Genomic DNA, 25,952 nt, shown 5'->3' with positions numbered 1-25,952 from the left:
TGGTGGGCACTCTTTTCTAGACTGTTTTTCGCTCAATTAAATGGAATGAAAGTTCTTCTGAGTTTCCAATAATGTGTTCGTTTTGTATCTGTTTATGAAATAAAGAAAAAGCACGTGATCCCATTGTGAGCCCGGGATGCTCAATAGTTGTAATTTCTAATGCTTTTGAAATTTCATGGTTATCAAAGCCCAGGATAGCGAGGTCTTCAGGTATGCGAATGCCATGTTTTTTTGCCTCTGTTAATAAACCAGCAGCTACTTGATCGTTCGCTGTGAAAATAGCGGTTGGACGATTTTTCATGTTTAAAATACGATGAAGTATTTTTGCCCCGTCCTGCATCGTATAACATTGATGGAAAATCCAATCAGGGTATACTGTTTTTCCTTCGTGACGAAGAGTATCGGTGAAAGCTTTTTCACGCTCGATTGAATTAACACTTGTTTTTCTTGCTAAACAAATGCCGATTTTTTCATGACCTTTACTGAGTAAATAGGAAGTACCAAGGCGGAACCCTTCGTAATGATCTACATAGACAGATGAAATGAGGGGATGGTTCATTTTTTCACATGAAATAATAGGGGCAAATTTTGCGAACGGTTCAATTTGTTCCCATGAACTCGTGCGAGAGCAAATAATCATCCCGTCAAATTGTTTCATTTTCATCATTTCAAGAACGCGAATTTCTTCAATACTATCGTAATTCGTTTGGCATAAATTAATATGATATCCAGCTGCTAACGCTTCGTTTCCGATTCCTTCAATGATCGTGCTAAAGTACGGAAGATTAATAAAAGGTAGCATAACGCCAATTGTATATGTTTTACCCTTTATTAAATGGATAGCATTTATATTTTTTGCATAGTTCAATTCTTCAACTGCATCTAAAACACGCTTACGTTTTTCCTCTTTTACGTAAGGATGATTATTAAGGACACGAGAAACAGTTGATATAGATACACCAGCAGTTTTTGCAATTTGTTTTATATTGGCCATATGTATCACCTCTTTACTTAATTATAAGGGGAAAATAATAAGAATGAAAAAAATCTTGACCTGAAAAGCTTTTCACAATCTATGTTATAAGCATGACTTCTGTTGTTCGCGTAACCTTTTTATTTGGGCGTAAGAATAGCGAGGTCTTTTTTGTATGTCTGCAAAGAATTTTTGTCAGAATGTGTGAGAATAACGTGGAAAGTTTTCGGAGGAGGCGTTTGATAACGAAGCGAATAGTAGAGAGTATAAACGCTTCACTCGTTAAGAGAGCGGTATGAAAGGGCGGAAACAAATTGAAAAAAGGAATCATTTGTTTCGTGTTTTCTAGTGTAATACTTAGCTCATGTTCATTTCAGCAAACGATGCAAGAAGAAAAAACATTTGTAGGAACAACAGGAGGGGCTAAGGACCGTGTTACTGATCCAATTCCGCTAAAGGAACTTCCAAAATATTTTCCGGCAAAGTTTAAAGTTCCAACGTTTTTACCTTATGACATTACGAGTGATGTGCAGGGGGAGGTAAGAACGATGGGAAAGAAGAATGCTGTCTTAACGATTAAATATAAGCAACAAGAGAAAGGAAGGCACGATTATATAGAATTAACAGTGGCCAACTTTTCTTACAGTTTTCCATACCTCGTAGAAGAGAATCGATTTCAAGAACAAATGAAATTGAATAATGGAGCACCTGCTTATTTTAAAAATAAGGATGATTACGAGAGAGGGGACGAATTTGCTACGCTTATATGGAAAGAGAAGGGGATTGAATATCAGCTATTATATCGTAATGTAGATGAGAAAGCTGAAGATGTGATTAAACAAAATCTGCTGTACATTGCGAACAATATGGAATGAAAAAACTAGCTGTATCGTGCAGCTAGTTTTTTGTATATTATTTCTTTTTAATTTTTCCTGACCAAGATTTAAATCCACCTTTTAATTGGTAGAAATCTGTGTAGCCTTGTTTTTTTAAGTATTGAGCTGCACGACCTGTACGGAATCCGCTTTGGCAATATAAATAAACCGGTTGATCTTGGCGAAGTTCTTTGTGGCGAAGGCGAATTTGTGATAATGGAATGTTACGCGCACCTAAAATATGTCCCGCGTTAAATTCATCCGCTTCGCGAATATCGATAAGCTGTGCTTTACGGTAGCCAGCGCGAAATTCATCTTCTGAAAGTGTTTTAATTAATTTTTTCTGATAGAAATACATCCATACAGTGTAGCCGATGAATGCTGCAATTGCGGCTAGTATAATAATCAAGTTTGTTGACACGATTCTATCGCTCCCTTTTTTCTTATCCTACTTTCAATATTATAATGCCCATATGTATTTATGCAACAGATTCATTTGTATATAAGAAGAAATTTCGTATTCTTTCACAAATTTTGTCGAATTTGGTAGACTAGAGAATGTGAAAAATAATTGGTTATATGAGGTGCAGGATGGGAAAAGAAAAATGGTGTTATATTAACTCTGGTCAATGTTCACCAGCATTTAATATGGCGTTAGATGAATGTTTATTAAATTGGCAAAGTGCAAAGAAAATGTCACCAACAATTCGTTTTTATGAATGGGAAGTACCAACATTAACAGTCGGGTATTTCCAGCGTGTTGAAAAAGATATAAATATGGATGTAGTTAACGAAAAGAAATATGGATTCGTTCGTCGTCAAACAGGCGGCAGGGGTGTACTACATGACAAAGAATTAACGTACAGTGTTATTGTGTCTGAAGATCATCCGAATATGCCAAAAACAGTTACAGAAGCATACCGAATTATTTCGCAAGGCTTATTGGACGGTTTTAAGGCATTAGGATTAGAAGCGTATTATGCAGTTCCGAAAACAGAAGCGGATCGTGAGAATTTAAAAAATCCGCGTTCAGGAGTATGTTTTGATGCACCATCTTGGTATGAGATTGTAGTTGAAGGAAGAAAAATCGCGGGTAGTGCCCAAACACGTCAAAAAGGTGTTATCTTGCAACACGGTTCTATTCCGTTAGAAATAGATTTAGATGAGTTATACGACCTATTTTTATTCCCAAATGAGCGAGTAAAAGAGCGTATGAAAAACATGTTTTCTTCTAAAGCGGTAGCGATTAATGAATTAACAGACCGCACATTTACGATTGAACAGTTAATTAAAGCGTTTGAAACTGGATTTGAAAAAGGTTTAGATATAGAGCTTGTGCCGTATGAACTAACAGAAGAACAGCTTCATGAAGTTCAAACTTTAGCAAAAGAGAAGTATGAAAGTAATGAATGGAATTATAAAAAATAAGGAGATGGCGACCGCCATCTCCTTATTTTTATAGTAAATTAAGTACTTTTTCTACTTTGATTCCTTTATCTTGTAAAGAACGAAGGCGATTTACAACGTCCATAATTTCTTTGTCGAATGTAACGCTAATACCTTGGCTTTGTAGTTCTTTTTTTAATCCTTCAATAGAATCATCTATGTCGATGCCAAGCTCGTAATCTTGACAAACTTCAATTGTCTTTTTCACAAGTTTAACATAATTTTCTTGTAGTTTTGTATTTGTTTCAGTCAAAGCAGGTTGCTTCGGTTTTATAGGAGTAACCGGTGCTGTCTCTTGCTTTGTAACTGGAGTAGGTACTGCTTTTTTCACAGGTGCTGGAGTAGATAGTTCTATAGCTGCTTCAACACTTACTGACTTCGGCGTTGGTACCGGAGTAGGTTTAGGTGCAGCAGGTGTTTCTACTCGCGTAATAGGCTTTGGAGCAGGTGTAACTGCTTTTGGAGCTTCTACAACTGTTTCTTCTTGCTCAGCAGCTTCTTTATTTTCTTTGCTCCACATAACGCGTTCAACTTCTAGAGAAACATTGTTTTTGTTCATCGCTGTTAATGTAACTTTACCAACCTCAGCGTTCCCAGTGAAATCAACAATTTTATAAATAACACTCTTGTTCCAATCCACGTTTCCGCTCAAAAATAATTCTTCGTTACATTTCGGCGTTAAGCCCTCGATTTTAATTTCTGCGTTTACACCGTTTTCACTATATACCATAATTAGCGAAGCATTTACATCTTCGTCTGCTAACATTAGTTCACGTACCATTTTGCCGGTGCGTACTTGCGTTTTCTTCTTAACTGACATCAAATTTCTCCTCTCAAAAATTCAGTAATAATAAAAAAATCGTATAACGAAAAATAATTGCTCACGAAGATTTATGATACCGATAATAAAAGCATCACGTCAACAATTAACTTTAATTATTTTGCATTTTTCTTATTTTCTTTATGAAATTTTTCAATTTGTAAAATTATACAGAAGAAAAACAGCCGTTTGAAGGGCTGTTAAAAATTTGGTTTTTTGTATAGTAATTTATATAAAATAAAAAATAGGATAGCGATTAAGGCGTTTTGCCAAAAGGTTAGATGATAAATGAGATAAGGTTGTTTTTTAAAATAGACATTTAAAAATACAGCTGAACAAAATGGAGTAGCAAGTGCAAATCCAAATAGAATCCTTCTTTTCCAATTCATCTTTTGATTAAAGGAATAGCGCTTTAATAAATATAAAATGAAAAGTATACCTAGTATAATAAGTGAAACGAACAAAGTGGTTCCAGGGATGCTAAAAGCTGGGCTTAATTGTTAGATATTCTTCCCGAAGATCAAAATGAAAGTCGAAACAAGTGCATCTATTCCAAACTGTATAGCAAGAAGTAAGCTAATAACAAAACCGATTAAAGAAGTTTGTTCTAGCTTTGTTTGGGTTGGTAAAGCTGATATAAGTTCATCGCAGTAAGATCGTAAATCATTTCCGAAAATATCATAAGCATTTTTATTTTCTGCTTGTGCTTCGATGAGATGATCTAATATTTCTAATAAAAGTTCTTCTAATTTTTGTTCGGGTACGTTAGATAATCGGAGATATACTAGCATATCACCGTAAGCAGCTTCGTTTTCAGGTGTTAGAAGTTCGCGTTTTTTATTGTTCAATTCAACCATGTCTTTCGCTTTCATCCCTATCGCTCCCCTTGTAATAAGTTGTTTACCGTCGTTGAAACCATTCCCCAACTTTTTTTAAATTCTTCAAGTTGTTCTAATCCCTTATCAGTTACGTGATAATATTTTCGCTTCGGTCCAAGAGAGGAAGCCTTTAATGTACCTTCAATAAGTTTCTCTTTTTGCATGCGTAACAATAAAGGATAGATGCTTCCTTCACTTACGAATGTAAAGCCGTGTTTATTTAATTTTGTACTTAGTTCATATCCGTACACTTCTTCTTGTGAAATGATATATAGAATGCAACCTTCTAGTACACCTTTTAACATTTGGCTGTGCATGATTTCACCACCTTTTATCCAGGTAACTTGCCTTGCAAGGTAGCTGTTATCCAAATTATAACAGTCAGTAACTTGCAACGCAAGTTACTGAAGTGGAAAACTTTAATCTGTGTTAATTTTCATGTGCTTCCCATACTAATGAGAGGAGGGAAGCACATGAAACCATTTATGCCAAAACTCGTTTACTTTGAACCGAGGGCACTCGAATATCCGCTTGGAAAAGAGCTTTATGAGAAGTTTACGAAGATGGGCTTAGAAATTCGTGAAACGACATCACACAATCAAATTAGAAATTTGCCAGGCGAAAATGAATTGCAAAAGTATCGTAATGCAAAAGCGACACTTGTCGTTGGGGTGAGGAAGACGTTAAAGTTCGATACATCAAAACCTTCAGCTGAATATGCAATTCCGCTTGCAACAGGGTGTATGGGACATTGTCATTATTGCTATTTGCAAACGACACTTGGGAGTAAACCTTACGTAAGGGTGTATGTGAATCTAGATGAAATCTTTGAGAAGGCAAAGCAATATATGGATGAAAGGGCCCCTGAAATAACAAGATTTGAAGCGGCGTGTACATCAGACATCGTTGGAATTGATCATTTGACACATGCATTAAAGCGGGCGATAGAGTTTATCGGAGAAAGTGAACATGGACGTTTACGCTTCGTTACCAAATATTCGCATGTTGATCATTTATTAGATGCAAAGCATAATGGGAAAACGCGTTTTCGATTTAGTATTAATTCACGTTATGTTATTAAAAACTTTGAACCAGGGACATCGCCATTTGAAGAGCGAATTGAGGCTGCTCGTAAAGTAGCGGGGGCTAATTATCCTCTTGGCTTTATTGTTGCGCCAATCTATATGCATGAAGGGTGGGAAGAAGGGTACCGTGAATTGTTTGAACGATTGTACAATGCGTTAAAAGACATGACGATACCAAATTTAACGTTCGAATTAATTCAACATCGTTTTACGAAACCAGCCAAAAAAGTCATTCAAGAACGTTATCCGAATACGAAACTTGAAATGGATGAAGAGAAGCGGAAATATAAATGGGGACGATACGGTATTGGGAAATATGTATATCAAAAGGATGATGTGGAAGTATTAGAAGAAACAATACGAGGTTATATATATGAGTATTTTCCCGATGCAGAAATTCAATATTTTACATAAGGGGAATCTGGATTCTTTTTTTGTTTTATATATTTAGGCTCGTTTCCACCTTGTCACGTTATTCTTTCTGGTGTATCATTTTATTGATTGCTTCGTACGGAATAAGCAAAATGAAATTGGATGGAGGAAACCGATGCCTACCCCTAGTATGGAAGATTATATTGAACAAATTTATTTGTTGATTGATGAAAAGGGTTATGCCCGTGTATCTGATATTGCTGAAGCGCTTAGTGTACATCCATCCTCTGTAACAAAAATGGTACAAAAATTAGACAAAGACGAATATCTAATTTATGAAAAATATAGAGGGCTTGTATTAACATCAAAAGGTAAAAAAATCGGAGAACGTCTCGTATATCGTCATGAATTGTTAGAACAGTTTATGCGCATTATCGGTGTGGATGAAAGCAAAATTTATAATGATGTAGAAGGAATTGAACATCATTTAAGTTGGGAATCAATTGACCGTATCGGTGATTTAGTACAATACTTTGAACAAGATGAAGTTCGAGTAAAAACACTTCGTGGTGTTCAAAAAGCAAATGAAGAGAAAAGTAATTAAGGGGAACGTGTGGCGTTTCCTTTTTTATTTCAATCGAAAAGGACGGGAGAATAATGAAAGCAATTATTTTTGATTTTGATGGATTAATTGTGGACACAGAAACAATATGGTTTCACTCTTTCAGAGATGCTGTTCGTGAATACGGCGGTGAGTTACCTTTAGAGGAATTTGCAAAATGTATTGGAACGACAGATGAAGTGCTTTATGCATATTTAAAAGAGCAATTAAAAGAAAACTTTAACGAGCATGCATTAAAGGGAAAAGTAACAACTTTACATAAAGAGAAAATGAAAATACCAAAAGCGCGTGACGGGGTAAAAGAATATTTAGAAGAAGCGAAAGAACTTGGATTGAAAATCGCATTGGCCTCTAGTTCATCTAGGAAGTGGGTCGTTCGTTTTTTAGAAGAGCTACAAATTAGAGATTATTTTGAAGTGATTAAAACGCGAGAAGATGTAGAGAAGGTAAAACCAGATCCAGCTCTTTATAAAGTTACGATAGAAGAATTAGGAATTGAACCATCAGAAGCTGTTGTATTTGAAGATTCATTAAATGGATTGAAAGCAGCGGTGGCAGCAGGATTAAAGTGTGTCGTCGTACCTAATGATGTGACAAGAAATTTGCAATTTGAAAACCATCACCTTCGTATCGAAAGTATGAAAGAGAAAAGTTTGAAAGAAGTGCTTCAACATATAAAGTGAAACTTTAATCAGTAGGGTTTTTCGCATCTTCCACTGATTATTAGCCCCGCACCAACCGGGATAAAAAAAGACCGTATTTCCTAAAAGGAAGCACGGTCTTTCTTTTTGTTTTTTTTACCTTCAATGACAGTTAAATGAGATTGTTTTCTTTTTCTTTTCAACGATGGAGAATTACCCTTTTTCCCCTTGTCATCAGAAGCATTTCGTTTCAAGAAAGAATTGCTTAGGGGTGCTACATTTTGTTTCCCGTGTTTGCGGTTCGATTGTTTCGCTGCACGCTTATATGAGCTTTGCGAATTTGCAGAACCACTAGAGTTTGTAAACATTTTGTAGAGTAAGTAAAAGATACCGACGACAGCTAACATGATACCAATGTTTTTCAATACTTCCATTGGATTTGTAATAACAGATGAAACAAGGCCGAATATTGCCAATCCGATAATAAGCACAAATATAGCGAATGTAAACGAACGACCGTTCATAAGGGACACCTCCTAAAAACATATATTAAAATTAGTATATTAACGATGAGGAAAGGAGTTGAACACCATTTTTAAATAATTATTGTTTGTTTTCTAAACGTAATAATTCTTCAAACGATGCGATTGCAACTTCCGCTTGATCATCTGTTGGTTCTTTCGTTGTTAATAGTTGCAGCCATAATCCTGGATATCCAAGTACTCGTAAAACAGGGACATCTCGTAATCGATTGGTAAATTGTAATACTTCAAAAGAAATACCGAGAACAACTGGAATTAATAAAATTCGGTTTACTACCCTTGCCCAAAGCGGATCTGTAGGGACGAGGAAATAGACAAACATTCCAATAATGACTGTAAATATAATAAAGCTACTGCCACAGCGATAATGGAGGCGAGTTTGCTTTTGAACATTTTCTACAGTCAGTGGAAGATTATTCTCATAAGCATTGATTACTTTATGTTCCGCACCGTGGTACTGAAATACCCGCTTAATAAGTGGGGTTAAAGAAATGAAGTATATATAGCTCAATAATAGCATGAGCTTAATGACACTTTCGACAATGATTTGCCCTGTATGAGATGGGAAAATCGGTCTCGTTAATTCAGCTAAAAGTGCAGGAACTGCTGTGAAAATTACTTTACCGAATATGAACGATAAAACGCCAACTGCTGCAACTCCTAATACCATCGTTAATTTTGATTGTTCTTCTTTTTTATTTGCAAGTTGTTCATCTTCTTCTGGGTGGACATCAAATCGTTCTGAAGCAAAGTTTAAATGTTTCGCTCCATTCGCACTTGCATCCACAATAGCGGCAATACCTCGTAAAAATGGAATTTTCTTTAGTAGAGATAATGCTTTATTACGAACGCGTGGTAAACGATAAAATTCAATCGATTTATCTTTACGACGAACCGCTGTAACAGTATATTCTCTACCGCCAAACATAACTCCTTCTATGACTGCCTGCCCGCCATATATTTGTTTTGACTCTTCTGCCATGTTAACACCAACCTGTATTTGTTTCTCTCTTATGTAGAAAAAGAGGCAATTGTCATACTTGGTTTTGTCATCTTGAAATAAGACAATCACCGAGTTTCCTTTATTTTATCGACAAATACAGGCAGATGACAAGGGAAAATGTTACGAGAGTCGGACATTTCTTATTCTTTTTATAGACAAATTTTGCAGGATTTAAACATGCCTCAAAATAGTTTCGGGCATACTATTGAGCGGAGGTGTCAATGTGAATCAAGAACAATCAACAATAAGAAACTTTGTACAAATTGGTTTATTTGGTGGCTTATTTTGGGGAGGTATATGGTATTTCCTTCATATATTCTCATTTACAGAAGCTGGACCTAACTATTTACTTTTACCGTTTGCATTTGGAGATTGGAAAGAAGGGGTTTGGGGAAATGTACTAGGTATCGTTTGTATGGGACTTCTTTCAATTTTAGTGGCATTTCTCTATAAAGCCCTTTTTAAAAAGTTTGAAGGAGTATTCCCTGGCGTACTATACGGTTTGTTTTGGTGGGCATTATTATTTTTGGGGATGGGGCTAATGGCACCTGTTATTAAAAGTGCACTCCATTTACCGAAAGAAACAATTGTAACGACAATATGTATCTTTATATTATATGGTGTTTTTATTTCGTATTCTGTAGCATTCGAATCGAATAATACAAATAGAGGAGAAGGGGTCGAGAAGACAAACTATTCAAATAAGTGATTCCTATGTTAAAATGTCGTATAGACATTTTTTAATATTAAGGAGTTTTAAGAAAATGAAAAAGTTACTCCTCGTAAATGGTCCTAACCTAAATCGCCTTGGCGTTAGGGAAGTAAATGTATACGGAAAAGGAACGTTAGCGACGCTTGAAACAGATATGAAACACGAAGCAGAGAAAATGGGAGTGGAGTTAGAATGTTTCCAATCGAATCATGAAGGTGCTATTATCGATCGTCTTCATGAGGCTGAAGATATATATGAAGGGATCATTTTAAATCCTGGAGCATTTACGCATTATAGCTATGCGATTCGAGATGCAATTGCGAGCATTTCGATCCCTGTTATTGAAGTACATATTTCTAACATTCACCAGCGTGAATCGTTCCGTCACGAATCTGTGACGGCGGCTGTTTGTGCGGGACAAATTGTTGGATTTGGTTTTTATGGCTATAAGTTAGCGTTATTTGCATTAATGGAGAAATTGAGGGAGGCATAAAGTAATGGAAAAAATCGGGAGATTAAGAAGTGCGTTTGATGAGGCTGGTATTGACGGTATCGTATTAACGAATGAACATAGCCGTAGATATATGGCGAATTTCACAGGAACAGCTGGTGTTGTACTAATTTCAAAAGAGCGTGCTCTATTTATTACAGATTTCCGTTATATAGAGCAAGCTAGTAAGCAAGCGGTTGGATACGAAATAGTGCAGCATCCAGGATTAATTCTTGATGAAGTTGCGAAACAAGTTAAAGAACTTGGAATTCAAAAGCTAGGCTTTGAGCAAGATACTCTTACATATAGCTCTTACGTAACGCATAATGAAGCGATCGAAGCTGAATTCATCCCAACTTCTGGGCTTGTAGAAAAGTTACGCTTGATAAAGACTGATTCAGAGATTAAGATATTAAAGGAAGCTGCACAGATTGCAGATGCTGCCTTTGAGCATATTCTATCATTCATTCGCCCGGGAGTATCTGAAATTGAAGTGTCAAATGAACTTGAATTTTTCATGAGAAAACAAGGAGCAACATCTTCTTCGTTTGATATTATCGTTGCTTCAGGTCTTCGTTCGGCATTACCGCACGGCGTGGCATCTGAAAAAGTGATAGAAAAAGGAGATTTCGTTACATTAGACTTCGGCGCTTATTACAAAGGATATTGCTCTGATATTACTCGTACGATTGCAGTCGGTGAACCATCTGATAAATTAAAAGAAATTTATAATATCGTTTTAGAAGCACAACTACGTGGTGTGAACGGTATTAAAGCTGGTTTAACGGGTCGTGAGGCTGATGCATTAACGCGTGATTACATAACGGAAAAAGGATATGGTGAATACTTCGGACACTCTACTGGTCATGGAATCGGTCTTGAAATCCATGAAGCACCAGGTTTAGCGTTCCGTTCTGATACAGTACTTGAACCAGGTATGGCTGTAACAGTAGAACCAGGTATTTATATTCCAGGTGTTGGCGGGGTACGTATTGAAGATGATATCATTGTAACAAGTGAAGGCAATGAAGTAATAACGAAATCACCAAAAGAACTTATTATTTTGTAATACACAGGAGGATTTTTTTACATGATTTCAGTAAACGATTTTCGTACAGGTTTAACAATTTCAGTGGACAATGCCCTTTGGCAAGTAATGGATTTCCAACACGTAAAGCCAGGTAAAGGTGCTGCATTCGTTCGCTCTAAACTACGTAACCTTCGCACAGGATCTGTTCAAGAGAAAACATTCCGTGCAGGTGAAAAAGTAGAAAAAGCACACATCGAAAACCGTCGTATGCAATACTTATACGCGAGCGGTGAGTCTCACGTATTTATGGATAACGAAACTTATGAGCAAATCGAACTTGGCGAAAACCAAATCGAGCGCGAATTAAAATTCTTAAAAGAAAACATGGGAGTATCTATTATGACATACCAAGATGAAGTACTTGGTGTTGAACTTCCGAACACAGTTGAATTAACAGTGTCAGAAACAGAGCCTGGTATTAAAGGTGACACAGCTTCTAACGTAACAAAACCAGCTAAATTAGAAACTGGTCTTGTTGTACAAGTACCAATCTTCATTAACGAAGGCGAAATGCTTATCATCAACACTGGTGAAGGTAAATACGTTTCTCGTGCATAGTAGAAAAGCACTCGTGATTATCACGAGTGCTTTTTTTATAGGAAGTAGGGAAGATAGTAAATTGCAGTTATAACAAAACTAACTGTGACGAGTGAAAGGGTACCCATAATATATGGAGTCAAAACAATTTGAAACGGGCGTATTTCACCAGTTTCAATACCGGTAAAAGTTTTATTCGTTACATGATCCATATTGTTATTTCTAAAGTTACTCATAATAATTAACCACGTAATTGCAAATATTGCTAGACTGCCAAGGAAAAAGCTCTCCAAAAATGACCAGCCGACCATTTTTGAAAAAAGATAAATAATAGCTAATTCTACTACAATTGTTAAACTAATTTTTAATGCTTTCATATTTTCCCCCCTCATTTTGTACGTCCAGCCAATTTGAAAAATTCTTGCGTGATACGACATGTAGTGAGCAAGGTGACTTTACTTCTTTCTCAAGTGCAGCATGTTCGCCTGGAAACTTGTTTTCCACATGCAATGAAATATAAGGTAGTTTCTCTTGCGCCTTTAAAGAGCGAATGTTAGTCGTTTTGGCACCAGCGAATACGTATGTGAGTTGTAAGTCTAAGAAAGCAACTTTAAAGATTTCTTTTTTAGCGGCCTCGTTATATCCTTTTCCCCAGTATGGATAGCCGATCCAACTGCCAATGTGAGATTGCTTTTTCTCATAATTAATATGTTTAAGTGTGGTGAGGCCAATTATTTCATTTTCTTCATTTACAATCACTCTTGATAAGGAGTGCTTTTTTCGTTCCTCTTCAATTGCAAAAAGAATGAATGTTTTTGTATCTTCCACTGATTCTACTTTTAGCCCTAATGCATTTTTTACATGTGGATTGCTTGATAGCTCAAAAATCACATTTGCATATCGTAAATCGAGCGGTAATAAAGTAACTTGCTTCATCATCTATGCTCCTTTTCTATTAAATATACCATAAATTAATTAGAATATTCAGTTTTAGATTAAGTCGATAGAGAAAAATTATGTTTTTACTTCTGAAATAGACAACCTCTGCATATGGTTGTACAAATATATTCTTTTTCAAAATAAGGAAGTAGTAACTGTTATGGGAGAAGGTGGGAGAATGAAACAGTGGCTAGCGGCAATGGAAACATCCGTGCTTGTTATGGGATTACTTCGGTTGTTTTCAGGAAGCGCGGAAATATTCGCCGCTTTGCTTATGCTTTACGTGAATGATGCGAAGAAAGCATTATTTATAAATGGTATGTTGGCGTTTGTTGGACCGACCGTATTAATTTTAACAATGACAATTGGCATAGCGAGTGTAGCAAGTGAGATTTCTTTCTTGAAACTCTTTTTTCTAGCACTTGGAATTGGCTGCATTTTTATCGCGTTGTTGAAATAGTAAGTCGAGTATAGTGGGGAGAAGCTTATGAAAGAAGTATTAGAAGTTTTACCGAAAACGATGAAACAGTTAGTTGAAGGCTGTAAACAATACGATACTCTAGAGGAAATTCGCGTTCGAATTGGAAGGCCACTAGAGTGTATCGCACATGGAGAAGTGTTTTTCTATGACTATATCGCTACAGCGGAAGATGCGATCCATTTATTGAATAAATTAAGCCAATTCTCAATTTATACGATGGAAGAGGAATTGAAACGTGGATATGTGACACTACGAGGAGGACATAGAATTGGCCTAGCTGGAAAAGTCATTACAGAAAAAAGTGCAGTGAAAATGATTCGGGATGTCTCTTCTTTTAATATTCGTATTGCCCGTCAAAAAATAGGGATTGCTGAGCCGCTTCTGCCATATCTTTATGAATCGCGATGGTTAAACACGATGGTAATTGGCCCACCGCAAACGGGGAAAACAACACTTTTAAGAGATGTAGCACGCTGTATGAGTCAAGGTGTAAGTGCTTCGAAAATTCCTTCATGTAAAGTGGGGATTGTTGATGAACGATCAGAAATTGCGGGTTGTGTGAAAGGAATCCCGCAATATGACTTTGGCGTGCGAGTAGATGTATTAGACGCTTGTCCAAAAGCTGAAGGAATGATGATGATGATTCGTTCTATGAGCCCAGACATATTAATCGTAGATGAAATTGGACGTAAAGAAGATAGTGAAGCGATTATGGAGGCGGTACATGCAGGTGTTCAGCTTTTTATAAGTGCACATGGATTTTCTTATGATGACGTTGTGAAACGTCCATCGTTACAGGCGGTGCTGGAACTTGGTGTATTTGATAGGTTTGTGGAATTATCAAAAGCGAGAGGGCCAGGAACAGTTATGCAAGTGAAAGATAGAGATGGAAAACCAGTATTATCCCATAGAAAGGTTCAAGGCGTATGGTGAAAATATTTGGTGCGGTATTAATAGTTGCTGTTAGCACTTTTTTCGGATTTTCATACGCTAAAAGGTACAGTGAGAGACCGCGGCAACTTAGGTTATTGAAGGCAGCATTGCAATCATTAGAAGCTGAAATTATGTATGGACACACGCCGTTATCTGAGGCTGCAGAGCGTTTAGTCAAACAAATGCCGAAGCCGTTAAATTGGATATTTCAAAGCTTTTCGAAACGGCTAGAGGACGGGGAGCAAACAGTTAGAGAAGCTTGGATTGATAGTTTGAAGGAGAACTGGACGTTAACGGCGTTTAAACAAACCGAGTATGAAATCTTACAACAATTTGGTGAAACACTTGGACAACATGATCGTGAATCACAGCAAAAACATATTCGCTTATGTATTACACATTTGGAGAGAGAAGAAGGAGAAGCGAAAGCATTACAACTACAATATGAAAAAATGATAAAGAGTTTAGGGGTACTAGCAGGGCTACTTATCGTAATTTTACTGCTATAGGGGGGAGAAAGGCGATGTCCATTGATGTTGGATTAATATTTCAAATCGCCGGAATCGGCATTGTTTTAGCTTTCATTCATACTGTACTAAAAGAATTAAAGCGAGAGGATATTGCAAATTGGGTTATCCTTGTCGGTTTTGTCGTTATTTTGTTTCATGTTGCATTTTTAATTAATACTCTATTCGACAAGATTAAAAGTGTCTTTCTCTTCCAGTAAAGGAGGCGGTTCGAATCGAAATTATACAAATTGTCGGATTAGGCCTCGTTGCTACATTTTTAGCTGCTGTTTTAAATCAGCATAAGTCTAGTATTACATCGTTATTTATTGTGTTCATTGGTAGCATGATGTTTCTTCTCTTAATCGATCAAATTCATTCTATTTTACAAATGATTGAGAGAGTGGCGAGTGAAGCGAAGGTTAGCAACGTATATGTAGAAACGTTATTGAAAATTATAGGGATTGCTTATATCGCTGAGTTTGGTGCGCAAATTACAAAGGATGCTGGTCAAGGTGCAATCGCTTCGAAAATTGAATTAGCTGGGAAAATCTTAATTCTCGTCATGGCAATTCCTATTTTGACGGTTGTAATTGAAACAATTCTCGGTTTTTTACCTACGGGATAAGGGGGAGTGAATGTTGAGGAAGTTTGGAGCTAAGCTATTATTTGCTTGCTTCCTTTTCTTTTCTTTACCGATTGTTGTACAAGCTTCTCCTATAGAAACAAACGTCGTTGATCAACAATTGGATAAGCTCGGAATTGAAGATGTGAAGCAATTTTGGGACGGGCTTGTTACAAAGTATGGAGGCTATTTACCAGAGAGTCAAAAAGGAAGCTTTATGGAGTTTGTAAAGGGAGAAAAAGAGTTCTCCATAAAAGAGTGGATGATAGGTCTACTAAAATATTTATTTCATGAGCTTGTTGCAAATGGAAAGTTACTTGGAACGCTCATTATGCTCACGATTTTCAGTGCATTGTTGCAATCGTTGCAATCTGCTTTTTCAAAGAGTAGCGTGAGTAAAATCGCTGATGCAGTCGTATACATGGTACTTATTATTTTCGCTTTAAATAGTTTTTATGTCGTCATGACATATGCAAGAGAGACGATACAAACAATGGTAGATTTCATACTAGCGTTATTACCAATTTTACTCGCACTCATAGCAACAGGCGGCGGTGTTGTTTCTGTATCGTTTTTTCATCCGATTATCATTTTCTTAATGAATACGAGTGGGCTTCTTATGAACTATATCGTTCTACCACTTTTATTACTTGCAACTATATTAAGTATTGTAAGCACGATGAGTGATCAATATAAAGTTACGAAATTGTCCAAGCTTTTGCAAAACGTTAGTGTTGGGATTATTGGTATCTTTTTGACGGTTTTTTTAGGCGTATTATCTGTACAGGGAACAGCGTCAGCCGTTGCTGATGGTATAGCTGTGAAAACGGCCAAATTTGTAACAGGAAACTTCATTCCTGTAGTAGGAAGGATGTTTACTGAGGCGGCGGATACTGTTATTAGTGCATCTGGATTATTAAAAAACACAGTCGGAATTATCGGGCTCGTTATTTTATGCTTAATTGTCGCTTTCCCAGCGATTCAAATTTTTTGTATCGCGTTTATTTATAAATTCGCAGCAGCAGTATTGCAACCAGTAGGCGGAGGAGCAATTATTCAATGTTTAGATATCATTGGACGAAGTATCATTTACGTATTTGCTTGCTTAGCTATCGTATCATTTATGTTCTTTTTAAGTATCACAATTATTATTGCTGCCGGGAACATTACTCTCATGATGCGGTAGGAGGTGAAGAGTATGCAATTTGTTACAGAGTGGATTAGAAATATTATCGTTTTTTTACTCTTAGCGACAATGCTTCATCTTATTCTTCCAAATTCAAATTTGCAAAAGTACGTTAAATTCGTTGTAAGTCTATTGTTAGTCGTATTAATTTTAACGCCTCTATTTAAGTTGTTACAAACAGATGTAAATGAAGTTATCGCAAATTTCAATGAGGAAAAGTACGTAGCAGATGGATCTGTAAAAAATTCGATAGATTCGAAGAAAAAAGAAATACAAGCTCTAACACGTGCATATAGTTTAGAAGAGATGGCTACCAAAATGAAAAAAGACGTAGGAAAAGAGTTTGAGAAAAAGTATGGTATGACAGTCTCTGAAATACAAATAGTCGCAGTGGAACATGCAGAAGAAGTAAAGTCAGCGAAAGATATTCAATCTGTTGTTGTGACGTTGAAAGAAAAAGAACGTAGTAAAAATGATGCAATCGAAACAGTAAAGCCAATTGAAATTAATATGAAAGAACCTCCAAAAAAAATAGAAGAAACGAATGTAGAAATGAAAGATTTCTTTTCAAGCAGGTGGCAACTAGAGGATAAACAAATCCAAGTTCAGATGGAAGGGAGGACAGGTAGCGTAAATGGACAATAAAGATAAAAATTCGAGGTTCTCATTTTTTCGAAACCTATTAAATGGGGATGGAAAAGAAAGTAATGAGAAGGGGAAAAAGGTAACACCTAAGTTTTTGCTTGTCCTACTCATACTTGGGATTGCGCTTATGTTTTCTAGTAATTTCTTATCACCTAAAAAAGAAGAAGTGCCTGTGTTTAAAGAAAAGACAAGTCAAAGCCAAGATAAAGATGTACCAACTTTCGGTCAAAAAAACAATGATAATATGTCAAATGTAGAAAAATACGAAAAAGCGTATGAACAAGAATTGAAAGCTTCTTTAGAAGAGATAGCCGGAGTAAAAGATGTAACTATTAAAGTGAACTTAGATTCATCTGAAGAAAAAATACTCGAGAAAAATACAGTAAAACGTTCACAAACGACAGGTGAAACTGATAAGGCAGGCGGGAAAAGGGAAGTAGAAGACGAGTCTCTTGATGAAAAGACAGTCATTATACGTGAAGGTGATAAAGAAACTCCAATTGTTTTGCGAACAGAGAAACCGAAAGTACGAGGTGTTCTGGTCGTAGCAAAGGGAGTGGATAATATACAAATAAAAGCAATGGTAAAAGAAGCTGTGACGCGATTATTAGATGTACCAGCTCATCGCGTTTCAGTATCACCGAAAAATTGATAGGGAGGAAATAAAGTGTTAAAAAAACAAACGGTTTGGCTATTAACGATGTTAAGTTTAGTGGTTGTACTATCTGTTTATTACGTAACAACTCCTGATAAAATGAATACAGCAGCACCGGCAACGGGTGAAAAGATGGGACAAGAAAAGCAAGGTGTTGATAAAGCAGTTACAAAAGAAACAACGAAAGAAACTACAAATAAAGAGACAACAAAAGAAAATACAAGCAAGGAAACTACAAATAAAGAAACAGACAAAAAAGAGAATGACAAAAAAGAAACAAGTAAAAAAGAGGCTAGCGTAACAGTTCAATCAAGCGATGAGAATTTTACAGCGCTACGTATGCAAATGGAAGATCAGCGTAGTGTAGAGAAAGAAAAGTTACAAAATGTAATGAAGTCATCAAAATCTTCAGCAGAAGAAAAGAGTAAAGCGAAAGATAATCTTGATGCAATCACTACGATGGAAACGAAGCAACAATTACTTGAGACAGTGATTAAATCTCAAGGCGGATATAAGGATGCTCTTGTAAGAGCTGATGGAACGGACATTAAAGTAACAGTTAAATCGGCAAAGCATTCACAAAAAGAAGCGAATAAAATTATTCAGCTCGTAAGAAGTGAAGGTGGTTCAAAAGATGTAGGTGTGAAATTTGATCCATCAGTAAAATAAATTGAAATTATAATAGGTGTTGCTGCTTCAAATTAGATAAAAGAATAATAGAAAAAAGCTATCGTTTTCGATAGCTTTTTTCTATTTCATCTTTGCAGTTGTATTTAGTATTTTCAATTGGAAACGGGGAAATACGCTGTGAGTAAAAGATTAATGGTTCGTGATGATGGTGATTAGTTTTTCCAGATTTGACGTGAATGAAGAGGACCAATGTCCAAATCACTACGGCAGGCAAGAACAGGATGAGCCATATCATATGTCCGCACCTCACTACAATAAATTTGCTACACTTTGAACATACTATTCTTTTATGAAGGAAGAATGAACGGCGCGTAAACAAAAAAATAATATTTGGTAAAAATATGTTTTTTTACCGTAGATAAAATGAAGAATGCTGAGGGAATTACGTTTTTACACTTTGCAGTTTTGAAAAAGTAAAGAATGTTTTTTAGGAAGTGGTCTTGCCAATTTTGTGTGAAACTTGGTATTATTACTAGGTAATAATTTTTTGGCGGAATAATATTTTTACAGGAGTTTCGATTTATAATAAAGAAATATAAATTGGAATGTTTAAAAAATTTAGCGTAAGATGGGAATAGTAAATATTTCTATTAGTAAATGTCATAGGAATAAATTTTCTAATAGAATACATCGTATTTTTACAGTAAATCAGTTTGATGCCAATCTGTAAAAACGGGACAAACAAGAGTATGGGAGTGGATTTTACATGTTTAAAATTCAAGAAGTTCGTGAATTAATTAAATTAATTGATAGCTCTAATATTGATGAATTTGAATACAAAAAAGACGGTACAGCAATCAAAATGAAAAAACGTGGTAATGAAGTTGTTGCTGTGCAAGCACCGGTAACGAAACAGGTAGTACAACCAGCAGCATCTGTTGAAGTAGAAACAGCAGTAGCGGCAGCGCAAGTAGAAGCGCCAAAACAAGAAGAGAAGACAGCTGTTCAAAATGAAAACCTACATAAAATCACATCACCGATGGTAGGGACATTTTATTCCTCTTCTTCGCCTGATACACCTCAATATGTAAGTGTTGGGGACAGAGTATCGAAAGATTCTATCGTATGTATTGTTGAGGCTATGAAATTATTTAACGAAATTGACGCAGATGTAGAGGGCGAAATTGTTGAAATTCTTGTTAATAACGGACAGCTTGTTGAGTATGGACAACCGCTATTTCTTGTAAAAGCGTAATAAGGGAGTCTTTGTGATGATAAAAAAAGTATTAATAGCCAATCGTGGGGAAATTGCTGTACGAATTATTCGTGCTTGTAAAGAAATGGATATTGAAACAGTTGCAATTTATTCAGAAGCAGACAAAGAGTCACTTCATGTGCAAATTGCAGATGAAGCGTATTGTGTTGGACCAACGATTTCAAAAGAAAGCTATTTAAATTTGACGAACATTATTAGTGTTGCGAAATTAACAGGTTGTGATGCAATTCATCCGGGATATGGATTTTTAGCAGAGAATGCAGATTTTGCAGAATTATGCCGTGAGTGTAACTTGATTTTTATCGGTCCAAGCCCAGAAGCCATTTCAAAGATGGGCACAAAAGACGTTGCACGTGATACAATGAAAGAAGCAGGGGTTCCGATTGTACCAGGTTCACAAGGGATTATTAAAAATACCGAAGAAGCGATCGAGCTTGCTAATCAACTTGGATATCCAGTTATCATTAAAGCGACTGCAGGTGGCGGCGGAAAAGGTATTCGTGTTGCGCGCCATGAAGAAGAGCTTGTAAAAGGAATTCAAATTACACAGCAAGAAGCCAGTACCGCTTTTGGGAACCCTGGTGTATACTTGGAGAAGTACGTTGAAGATTTCCGCCATGTTGAGATTCAAATAATGGCAGATACACATGGAAATGCCATTCATTTAGGAGAGCGTGATTGTACAATTCAGCGCCGTCTGCAAAAATTATTAGAAGAAAGTCCATCACCTGCACTTGATGAGAATATTCGCAAGCAAATGGGTGAGGCAGCAGTTAAAGCGGCGGTAGCGGTTGATTATACAGGTGCTGGTACGGTTGAGTTTATTTATGAATATAAAACGAAAAGCTTTTATTTCATGGAGATGAATACGAGAATCCAAGTTGAACATCCAGTTACTGAAATGGTAACAGGGATGGATTTAATTAAAGAACAAATTCTTGTTGCTTCTGGAGAAAAGTTATCGTTACAGCAAGAAGAAGTACAATTTAATGGTTGGGCAATGGAATGTCGAATTAATGCGGAAAACCCTGCCAAAAAATTTATGCCATCTCCAGGTAAAGTAGAAATGTACTTACCACCAGGCGGATTTGGTATTCGCGTCGATTCAGCTGTATATCCGGGATATTCAATACCACCTTTCTATGATTCGATGGTTGCTAAATTAATTGTTCACGGAAAAACACGTGAAGAGGCAATTGCAAAAATGAAGCGAGCGCTCAGTGAGTTTGTCATTGAAGGCGTACATACAACAATCCCGTTCCATTTGCAATTGCTAGAGCATCCTGATTTTGTAAAAGGTGAGTTTAACACGAAATTTTTGGAAGAGCATGAACTTGTGACGCAGTGATACATTAAAGGAGGTTTTTTTCATGGCTGAACATATGTTAGATATGGGTCAAGATACAACTCTTGGAAAAGTAGAAATTGCACCAGAAGTAATCGAAGTAATTGCAGGTATTGCAGCTGCTGAAGTAGAAGGTGTAGCGGCAATGCGTGGTAATTTTGCTACAGATGTTGTTGAGAAGTTAGGTAAGAAAAATCATGGTAAAGGTGTAAAGGTTGAATTAGCAAACGAAGATATTATTGTTGACCTTTATGTTGTGATGTATTTTGGTGTAGCGATTCCGGTTGTTGCACAAAAAATTCAAGACAATATTCGCCAAGCACTCTTTACAATGACAGGACTTGAGCCAAAAGAAGTGAACGTTCACATCGTTGGCGTAACATTCGAAACACAAAAAACAGAAATCGAACCAGTGTAAGAGTGGAAAAAGGTGCCTAGTAAAATAGGCATCTTTTTTATCGTTTCATTTCTTCACAAATTAAAACCCTCTAATTATTATACTATTTCAAAAAAAAAGAAAAATAAAACGGTATGTTTCATTTTTCCAAAAAACGTACATTGTGATAAGATATGGAACTTGAAGTTAATCTTTTTATTATTTTTCAGCCTTGTACCCCGTGTGTGAAACGATAAATTGTGTTATTATCATTGTATTATAAGGTTGGAAAATCAATGAAAACTGCAAGAGTAAGTGAATTGACGGCTTATAAATTATAATAATATAACAAAACATAAGGAAAGACTTGAAGTATAAAGGAGAGTTACAATGAAACGTAGGACGGCTAGAGAAAGAGCAATGCAAGCATTATACCAAATGGATATTACAGGTGAATTAGAACCGAAAGTAGCGGTGGAAAATACGCTAGATGAAGGCGAAGAAACAAATGAGTTTCTAGAATCACTTGTTGTAGGATTTGTAGACAACAAAGAAGAGATTGACGCAGCAATTCGTCAAAATTTAAAAAAGTGGAAGCTTGAGCGTATTAGTATTGTTGATCGCAGTATTTTACGTGTAGCTGTGTGTGAGATGAAATACATGGAAGAAATTCCGCACAATGTAACAATTAACGAAGCAATTGAAATCGCAAAAACATTTGGGGATGAGGAATCTCGTCGTTTTATTAACGGCGTTTTATCTAATATAAAAGATACACTGTAATTTCTTTAAGGGGGAAACTTAAAATGGTAGCAGTAATCATCAAAGGAAATGAAGTTGCGGAGAAAAAACGAGCACAATTAAAAGAAAAAGTTGTGAAGTTAAAAGAGCAAGGGATTGTACCAGGATTAGCAGTTATTTTAGTTGGAGAAGATCCAGCATCTCGTTCTTATGTAAAAGGAAAAGAAAAAGGCTGTGAGCAAGTAGGAATCTACTCAGAGCTAATTGAACTTCCTGAAACGATTACTGAGGAGCGTTTGCTTGCTGAAATCGATCGCTTAAATGGAGACGACCGCATTAATGGCATATTGGTACAATTACCTTTACCAAAACATATTGAAGAAAAAGCTATCATTGAAAGAATTTCACCGGAAAAGGATGTAGATGGATTTCACCCAATCAGCGTAGGACGTATGATGACGGGACAAGACACATTCCTTCCATGTACACCGCATGGCATTTTAGAATTAGTAAAAGAAACGAATCTTGATATTTCTGGAAAGCATGTTGTTGTAATTGGAAGAAGTAATATTGTTGGTAAACCAGTGGGGCAACTGTTTTTAAATGAAAATGCAACTGTCACATATTGTCATTCTAAGACGCAAAATATAAAAGAATTATCGAAGTTAGCTGATATTTTAATCGTAGCCGTTGGACGACCGAAAATGGTAACAGCTGACTATATTAAAGAGGGTGCGGTTGTAATTGATGTTGGTGTTAACCGTTTAGAAACAGGCAAACTTTGTGGTGATGTTGATTTTGACAATGTATTAGACGTTGCAGGTTACATTACGCCTGTGCCAAAAGGAGTCGGCCCAATGACTATTACAATGCTTCTTCACAACACTGTGGAGTCTGCAAAGCGTGCAGGTGTTGTTTGTCAATAATTTGAATCGGCTATGAGGAGAGAGAAATGGAGAAACAATATTTAACCGTTACAGCATTAACACGCTATATTAAAACAAAAATAGAGTATGATCCGCATTTACAGTCTGTTTGGTTAAAAGGAGAAATTTCCAACTTTAAATATCATAGTCGTGGTCATATGTATTTTACATTGAAAGATGAAAATGCAAGAATTGCAGCGGTTATGTTTGCGGGTCATAATCGTAACATTAAATTCAGACCGGAAAATGGAATGAAAGTACTTGTAAAAGGAAAGATTTCTGTTTACGAGGCGAGTGGTTCTTATCAAATTTATATTCAAGACATGCAGCCTGACGGAATTGGAAACTTGCATTTAGCTTATGAGCAATTAAAAGTTCGTTTAGAGGAAGAGGGCTTGTTTTCTCAAGTTTATAAAAAAATAATTCCTCCGTATGCTAAAACAATAGGTGTAATCACGTCGCCAACAGGAGCAGCAATTCGCGATATTATAACAACAATTAAACGTCGTTATCCAATTGGAAATGTTATTGTGTTTCCTGTACTTGTACAAGGGGAGTCAGCAGCTCCCTCGATTGTACAAGCAATTCGTACAGCGAATGAAATGGGAGATATTGATGTTTTAATTGTTGGACGTGGTGGAGGCTCTATTGAAGAATTATGGGCCTTTAATGAGGAAATAGTTGCAAGAGAAATTTTCACAAGTGAGATTCCGATTATTTCGGCTGTAGGCCATGAAACAGATTTTACAATCGCAGATTTTGTCGCGGATTTACGTGCACCAACACCGACTGCAGCAGCTGAGCTGGCGGTACCTAATACTATAGAGTTACAAGAAAAGGTATTACAAAGAACTCTGAGATTGCAAAGAGCAATGAGAGAGAGAGTACATAAAAAAGAAGAAAAACTGCAAGTGTTACAAAAATCTTATGCGTTCCGTTATCCAAGGCAAGTGTACGAGCAAAAAGAAGAGCAGTTAGACAGGGCTCTTGAACAACTTGTTTTAGCGAAAGAGCGTTATATAGATAAAAAAGTAAATCAATTAAAGCAACTTTCATTTTATTTAGAAAAGCACCACCCATCTCAAAAAATTATACAAACGAAAACGGCAATTGAAACGTTGCAAAAGCAGTTGCAACGTGAAATGCAAACATTACTTCAAACGAAGGAGTTCGTATTTGTGAGAGCGGCTCAAAAGCTTGAGGTATTAAGCCCGCTTAAAGTAATGATGAGAGGGTATGGGCTTGTATACGATGAAGAGAAACAAGTATTAAAAAGCGTGAAAGATGTTAGCCTTGGAGATGCTGTTTCGGTTCAATTACAAGATGGAATACTAGATTGTAGCGTATCAAGCATAGAGGAGCGTGAATTGAATAATGGAAAATAAGTTAAGCTTTGAAGAAGCAATTTCGCAGCTTGAGCATCTCGTTTCTAAGCTTGAACAAGGTGATGTACCTTTAGAGGAAGCAATTTCTTATTTTAAGGAAGGCATGGAATTATCTAAGCTTTGTGATGAGAAATTGAAAGATGTACAAGAACAAATGGCAGTTATCCTTGGGGAAGATGGAGAGCTTAAACCGTTTACTGCTTTAGGAGATGAAGCATAGTGACACATATAGCTTTTGATACTTTTTTGAAAGAGAGTAAAACTTTCGTAGAAGAAAAGCTTGTAAGCTATGCAAATGAATTACAATGTCCAAATGTGCTTCGTGAAGCGATGGCATATTCTTTGGAAGCGGGTGGGAAACGTCTCCGCCCGTTACTTTTATTTGCAACGTTACAAGCGTTTGGGAAAGAAAGAAATCTTGGAGTGGGTGCAGCTTGTGCCCTTGAAATGATTCATACATATTCGTTAATTCATGATGATTTACCTTGTATGGATGATGATGATCTAAGACGAGGAAAGCCTACAAATCATAAAGTATTTGGTGAAGCAATGGCAGTTTTAGCGGGAGATGGTTTGTTGACATATGCTTTTCAAGTTATTATGGCATATGAGCAAAAAGAAATCTCTGCTGAAAAAAAAGTAAGACTTGTACTTGAGCTTGCGAAAGCAGCAGGACCTGAAGGAATGGTTGCTGGACAAGTGGCAGATATGGAAGCTGAAGGAAAACGACTTACAATTAATGAATTAGAGTACATTCATAATCATAAGACAGGTAAACTGCTTGAGTTTGCTGTACTTGCAGGCGCGATACTTTCTGATGCTACAGAAGAGCAAGAAGAGAAGTTACTTGCATTTGCGAAATATATCGGTCTAGCTTTCCAAATTAGAGATGATATTTTGGATGTAGAAGGAACAGAAGAAGAGATTGGAAAACCGATTGGTAGTGATGCTTCCAACGAGAAGAGCACATATACGACGTTATTTACTGTAGATAGAGCAAAATCTATTTTAGAGGAGAAAATTGCAAAAGCAAAAGATTCTATTAGCTCCTTACAATTACAAGATGAATATTTACTATCTATTTGTGATTTAATCGCAAAACGTAATAACTAATATAACAGCGTTTCCATTTGTTGAGTCATTCATCATTTTATGATATAAATGTAGGAAAGGTTTTTCTTTTCTTGTTATTGGCAAAAATATATGTAGATTACATT

At 36.3% G+C, this 25,952-nt stretch carries 35 protein-coding genes and 1 pseudogene; 26 read left to right on the top strand and 10 right to left on the bottom strand.

All coding sequences use genetic code 11. The annotated features are described in order from the left end of the window. Nucleotides 1–16 precede the first annotated feature (16 nt). Nucleotides 17–994 carry a LacI family DNA-binding transcriptional regulator gene (locus SB773_RS05530; RefSeq protein ID WP_060749619.1) on the bottom strand — a complete coding sequence of 326 codons (978 nt, stop codon included), beginning with the start codon at nucleotides 992–994 and terminating at the stop codon, nucleotides 17–19. 317 nt (nucleotides 995–1,311) lie between these two features. On the opposite strand from SB773_RS05530, the gene SB773_RS05525 reads away from it, so the two are divergent. Further along, entirely contained in the window at nucleotides 1,312–1,848 is a 537-nt protein-coding gene (locus tag SB773_RS05525) for a hypothetical protein (protein WP_002165082.1), read from the top strand. Between the two features lie 37 nt (nucleotides 1,849–1,885). On the opposite strand, the gene SB773_RS05520 is transcribed toward SB773_RS05525, so the two are convergent. Then, nucleotides 1,886–2,269: a rhodanese-like domain-containing protein gene (locus tag SB773_RS05520; protein ID WP_002015038.1), complete on the bottom strand. Its 384-nt coding sequence runs from the start codon at nucleotides 2,267–2,269 to the stop codon at nucleotides 1,886–1,888. A 170-nt stretch (nucleotides 2,270–2,439) separates the two neighbouring features. Here SB773_RS05520 and SB773_RS05515 point away from each other — a divergent pair, with 170 nt between their 5' ends. Then, entirely contained in the window at nucleotides 2,440–3,276 is an 837-nt protein-coding gene (locus SB773_RS05515) for a lipoate--protein ligase family protein (protein WP_002015039.1), read from the top strand. A gap of 28 nt (nucleotides 3,277–3,304) precedes the next feature. On the opposite strand, the gene SB773_RS05510 is transcribed toward SB773_RS05515, so the two are convergent. The 3 genes and pseudogenes from SB773_RS05510 to SB773_RS05500 all read right to left on the bottom strand — a co-directional run bounded on the left by SB773_RS05510 (nucleotide 3,305) and on the right by SB773_RS05500 (nucleotide 5,309). Continuing rightward, nucleotides 3,305–4,114, bottom strand: coding sequence for a hypothetical protein (locus tag SB773_RS05510; protein WP_002192502.1), 810 nt, complete (start codon nucleotides 4,112–4,114; stop codon nucleotides 3,305–3,307). Nucleotides 4,115–4,314: 200 nt separating this feature from the next. Next, nucleotides 4,315–4,986 (bottom strand): annotated as a pseudogene (locus tag SB773_RS05505) (DUF1129 family protein). Nucleotides 4,987–4,988: 2 nt separating this feature from the next. Then, a complete protein-coding gene (locus SB773_RS05500; RefSeq protein WP_002192505.1) occupies nucleotides 4,989–5,309 on the bottom strand; it encodes a PadR family transcriptional regulator in 321 nt (106 codons plus the stop codon). Between the two features lie 156 nt (nucleotides 5,310–5,465). Here SB773_RS05500 and splB point away from each other — a divergent pair, with 156 nt between their 5' ends. The 3 genes from splB to SB773_RS05485 all read left to right on the top strand — a co-directional run bounded on the left by splB (nucleotide 5,466) and on the right by SB773_RS05485 (nucleotide 7,754). After that, nucleotides 5,466–6,491 (top strand): spore photoproduct lyase, encoded by a 1,026-nt coding sequence (gene splB / locus SB773_RS05495; protein ID WP_410588921.1) that lies wholly within the window; start codon nucleotides 5,466–5,468, stop codon nucleotides 6,489–6,491. Nucleotides 6,492–6,624: 133 nt separating this feature from the next. Beyond that, nucleotides 6,625–7,053: a transcriptional regulator MntR gene (gene mntR, locus SB773_RS05490; protein WP_002143106.1), complete on the top strand. Its 429-nt coding sequence runs from the start codon at nucleotides 6,625–6,627 to the stop codon at nucleotides 7,051–7,053. A 53-nt stretch (nucleotides 7,054–7,106) separates the two neighbouring features. Then, nucleotides 7,107–7,754 (top strand): HAD family hydrolase, encoded by a 648-nt coding sequence (locus tag SB773_RS05485; protein WP_410588919.1) that lies wholly within the window; start codon nucleotides 7,107–7,109, stop codon nucleotides 7,752–7,754. Nucleotides 7,755–7,834: 80 nt separating this feature from the next. On the opposite strand, the gene SB773_RS05480 is transcribed toward SB773_RS05485, so the two are convergent. Continuing rightward, nucleotides 7,835–8,236 carry an SA1362 family protein gene (locus tag SB773_RS05480; protein WP_002015046.1) on the bottom strand — a complete coding sequence of 134 codons (402 nt, stop codon included), beginning with the start codon at nucleotides 8,234–8,236 and terminating at the stop codon, nucleotides 7,835–7,837. Between the two features lie 79 nt (nucleotides 8,237–8,315). Then, nucleotides 8,316–9,236 (bottom strand): DUF1385 domain-containing protein, encoded by a 921-nt coding sequence (locus tag SB773_RS05475; protein WP_002015047.1) that lies wholly within the window; start codon nucleotides 9,234–9,236, stop codon nucleotides 8,316–8,318. 244 nt (nucleotides 9,237–9,480) lie between these two features. On the opposite strand from SB773_RS05475, the gene SB773_RS05470 reads away from it, so the two are divergent. From SB773_RS05470 to efp, 4 genes are read left to right on the top strand one after another with little or no spacing between them, the layout of a single operon-like run. Continuing rightward, nucleotides 9,481–9,966, top strand: a complete 486-nt coding sequence (locus SB773_RS05470; protein WP_002015048.1) for a YqhR family membrane protein — start codon at nucleotides 9,481–9,483, stop codon at nucleotides 9,964–9,966. A 55-nt stretch (nucleotides 9,967–10,021) separates the two neighbouring features. Next, nucleotides 10,022–10,462 (top strand): type II 3-dehydroquinate dehydratase, encoded by a 441-nt coding sequence (aroQ, locus tag SB773_RS05465; RefSeq protein WP_002015049.1) that lies wholly within the window; start codon nucleotides 10,022–10,024, stop codon nucleotides 10,460–10,462. A 4-nt stretch (nucleotides 10,463–10,466) separates the two neighbouring features. Then, nucleotides 10,467–11,528 (top strand): Xaa-Pro dipeptidase, encoded by a 1,062-nt coding sequence (gene pepQ, locus SB773_RS05460; protein ID WP_410588916.1) that lies wholly within the window; start codon nucleotides 10,467–10,469, stop codon nucleotides 11,526–11,528. Nucleotides 11,529–11,549: 21 nt separating this feature from the next. Then, entirely contained in the window at nucleotides 11,550–12,107 is a 558-nt protein-coding gene (gene efp / locus SB773_RS05455; protein WP_002033989.1) for an elongation factor P, read from the top strand. Nucleotides 12,108–12,142: 35 nt separating this feature from the next. On the opposite strand, the gene SB773_RS05450 is transcribed toward efp, so the two are convergent. Together SB773_RS05450 and SB773_RS05445 are read right to left on the bottom strand one after the other, a co-directional pair. Continuing rightward, nucleotides 12,143–12,463: a hypothetical protein gene (locus SB773_RS05450; RefSeq protein ID WP_016100630.1), complete on the bottom strand. Its 321-nt coding sequence runs from the start codon at nucleotides 12,461–12,463 to the stop codon at nucleotides 12,143–12,145. Next, nucleotides 12,444–13,022, bottom strand: a complete 579-nt coding sequence (locus tag SB773_RS05445) for a GNAT family N-acetyltransferase (RefSeq protein WP_176280945.1) — start codon at nucleotides 13,020–13,022, stop codon at nucleotides 12,444–12,446. Before SB773_RS05445 ends, SB773_RS05450 begins: the two co-directional genes overlap by 20 nt. A gap of 181 nt (nucleotides 13,023–13,203) precedes the next feature. Between SB773_RS05445 and SB773_RS05440 the strand changes: the two genes are divergently transcribed. Genes SB773_RS05440 through SB773_RS05400 form a run of 9 tightly spaced genes read left to right on the top strand, consistent with a single transcriptional unit; the run spans nucleotide 13,204 to nucleotide 18,725 of the window. Then, a complete protein-coding gene (locus SB773_RS05440) occupies nucleotides 13,204–13,485 on the top strand; it encodes a YqhV family protein (protein WP_000816054.1) in 282 nt (93 codons plus the stop codon). 27 nt (nucleotides 13,486–13,512) lie between these two features. Beyond that, nucleotides 13,513–14,439, top strand: a complete 927-nt coding sequence (gene spoIIIAA, locus SB773_RS05435; protein WP_002088576.1) for a stage III sporulation protein AA — start codon at nucleotides 13,513–13,515, stop codon at nucleotides 14,437–14,439. Beyond that, nucleotides 14,433–14,948 carry a stage III sporulation protein SpoIIIAB gene (gene spoIIIAB, locus SB773_RS05430; protein WP_002088574.1) on the top strand — a complete coding sequence of 172 codons (516 nt, stop codon included), beginning with the start codon at nucleotides 14,433–14,435 and terminating at the stop codon, nucleotides 14,946–14,948. The genes spoIIIAA and spoIIIAB overlap by 7 nt, the downstream gene beginning before the upstream one ends. A gap of 14 nt (nucleotides 14,949–14,962) precedes the next feature. Then, complete coding sequence (spoIIIAC, locus tag SB773_RS05425; protein ID WP_000020914.1) at nucleotides 14,963–15,166, top strand: stage III sporulation protein AC; 204 nt, start codon at nucleotides 14,963–14,965, stop codon at nucleotides 15,164–15,166. Nucleotides 15,167–15,189: 23 nt separating this feature from the next. Next, the gene (gene spoIIIAD / locus SB773_RS05420; protein WP_078172833.1) at nucleotides 15,190–15,573 is read left to right on the top strand and encodes a stage III sporulation protein AD; all 384 of its coding nucleotides are present in this window, start codon (nucleotides 15,190–15,192) and stop codon (nucleotides 15,571–15,573) included. A gap of 10 nt (nucleotides 15,574–15,583) precedes the next feature. Then, complete coding sequence (gene spoIIIAE / locus SB773_RS05415; RefSeq protein WP_002033983.1) at nucleotides 15,584–16,756, top strand: stage III sporulation protein AE; 1,173 nt, start codon at nucleotides 15,584–15,586, stop codon at nucleotides 16,754–16,756. 12 nt (nucleotides 16,757–16,768) lie between these two features. Then, the gene (gene spoIIIAF / locus SB773_RS05410; protein WP_002015059.1) at nucleotides 16,769–17,401 is read left to right on the top strand and encodes a stage III sporulation protein AF; all 633 of its coding nucleotides are present in this window, start codon (nucleotides 16,769–16,771) and stop codon (nucleotides 17,399–17,401) included. After that, complete coding sequence (spoIIIAG, locus tag SB773_RS05405) at nucleotides 17,391–18,053, top strand: stage III sporulation protein AG (RefSeq protein ID WP_002088572.1); 663 nt, start codon at nucleotides 17,391–17,393, stop codon at nucleotides 18,051–18,053. Before spoIIIAF ends, spoIIIAG begins: the two co-directional genes overlap by 11 nt. A 15-nt stretch (nucleotides 18,054–18,068) precedes the next feature. After that, nucleotides 18,069–18,725, top strand: coding sequence for a SpoIIIAH-like family protein (locus SB773_RS05400; protein WP_002015062.1), 657 nt, complete (start codon nucleotides 18,069–18,071; stop codon nucleotides 18,723–18,725). A gap of 58 nt (nucleotides 18,726–18,783) precedes the next feature. On the opposite strand, the gene SB773_RS05395 is transcribed toward SB773_RS05400, so the two are convergent. After that, nucleotides 18,784–18,981 (bottom strand): hypothetical protein, encoded by a 198-nt coding sequence (locus SB773_RS05395; protein WP_012261697.1) that lies wholly within the window; start codon nucleotides 18,979–18,981, stop codon nucleotides 18,784–18,786. 471 nt (nucleotides 18,982–19,452) lie between these two features. Between SB773_RS05395 and accB the strand changes: the two genes are divergently transcribed. The 8 genes from accB (at nucleotide 19,453) to ispA (ending at nucleotide 25,848) form a co-directional block, all read left to right on the top strand. Further along, on the top strand, nucleotides 19,453–19,941 hold the full coding sequence (gene accB / locus SB773_RS05390) for an acetyl-CoA carboxylase biotin carboxyl carrier protein (protein ID WP_002192509.1): 489 nt from the start codon (nucleotides 19,453–19,455) through the stop codon (nucleotides 19,939–19,941). A 16-nt stretch (nucleotides 19,942–19,957) separates the two neighbouring features. Continuing rightward, the gene (accC, locus tag SB773_RS05385; protein ID WP_002015065.1) at nucleotides 19,958–21,310 is read left to right on the top strand and encodes an acetyl-CoA carboxylase biotin carboxylase subunit; all 1,353 of its coding nucleotides are present in this window, start codon (nucleotides 19,958–19,960) and stop codon (nucleotides 21,308–21,310) included. Between the two features lie 22 nt (nucleotides 21,311–21,332). Beyond that, nucleotides 21,333–21,725 (top strand): Asp23/Gls24 family envelope stress response protein, encoded by a 393-nt coding sequence (locus tag SB773_RS05380; protein WP_000807630.1) that lies wholly within the window; start codon nucleotides 21,333–21,335, stop codon nucleotides 21,723–21,725. 348 nt (nucleotides 21,726–22,073) lie between these two features. After that, nucleotides 22,074–22,466 carry a N utilization substance protein NusB gene (gene nusB / locus SB773_RS05375; protein WP_002067080.1) on the top strand — a complete coding sequence of 131 codons (393 nt, stop codon included), beginning with the start codon at nucleotides 22,074–22,076 and terminating at the stop codon, nucleotides 22,464–22,466. Nucleotides 22,467–22,489: 23 nt separating this feature from the next. Next, a complete protein-coding gene (gene folD, locus SB773_RS05370; RefSeq protein ID WP_002067081.1) occupies nucleotides 22,490–23,350 on the top strand; it encodes a bifunctional methylenetetrahydrofolate dehydrogenase/methenyltetrahydrofolate cyclohydrolase FolD in 861 nt (286 codons plus the stop codon). Between the two features lie 26 nt (nucleotides 23,351–23,376). After that, a complete protein-coding gene (xseA, locus tag SB773_RS05365) occupies nucleotides 23,377–24,735 on the top strand; it encodes an exodeoxyribonuclease VII large subunit (RefSeq protein WP_002192510.1) in 1,359 nt (452 codons plus the stop codon). Further along, entirely contained in the window at nucleotides 24,725–24,955 is a 231-nt protein-coding gene (gene xseB / locus SB773_RS05360; RefSeq protein WP_000428422.1) for an exodeoxyribonuclease VII small subunit, read from the top strand. The genes xseA and xseB overlap by 11 nt, the downstream gene beginning before the upstream one ends. Then, on the top strand, nucleotides 24,955–25,848 hold the full coding sequence (ispA, locus tag SB773_RS05355; protein ID WP_410588908.1) for a (2E,6E)-farnesyl diphosphate synthase: 894 nt from the start codon (nucleotides 24,955–24,957) through the stop codon (nucleotides 25,846–25,848). The genes xseB and ispA overlap by 1 nt, the downstream gene beginning before the upstream one ends. Nucleotides 25,849–25,952: the final 104 nt, after the last annotated feature.

Source organism: Bacillus sp. SIMBA_074, assembly GCF_046534555.1.
Taxonomy (GTDB): Bacteria; Bacillota; Bacilli; order Bacillales; family Bacillaceae_G; genus Bacillus_A; species Bacillus_A mycoides.
Note: the sequence above shows the minus strand (reverse complement) of the source record. Positions and strands in the feature narration are given on the sequence as shown.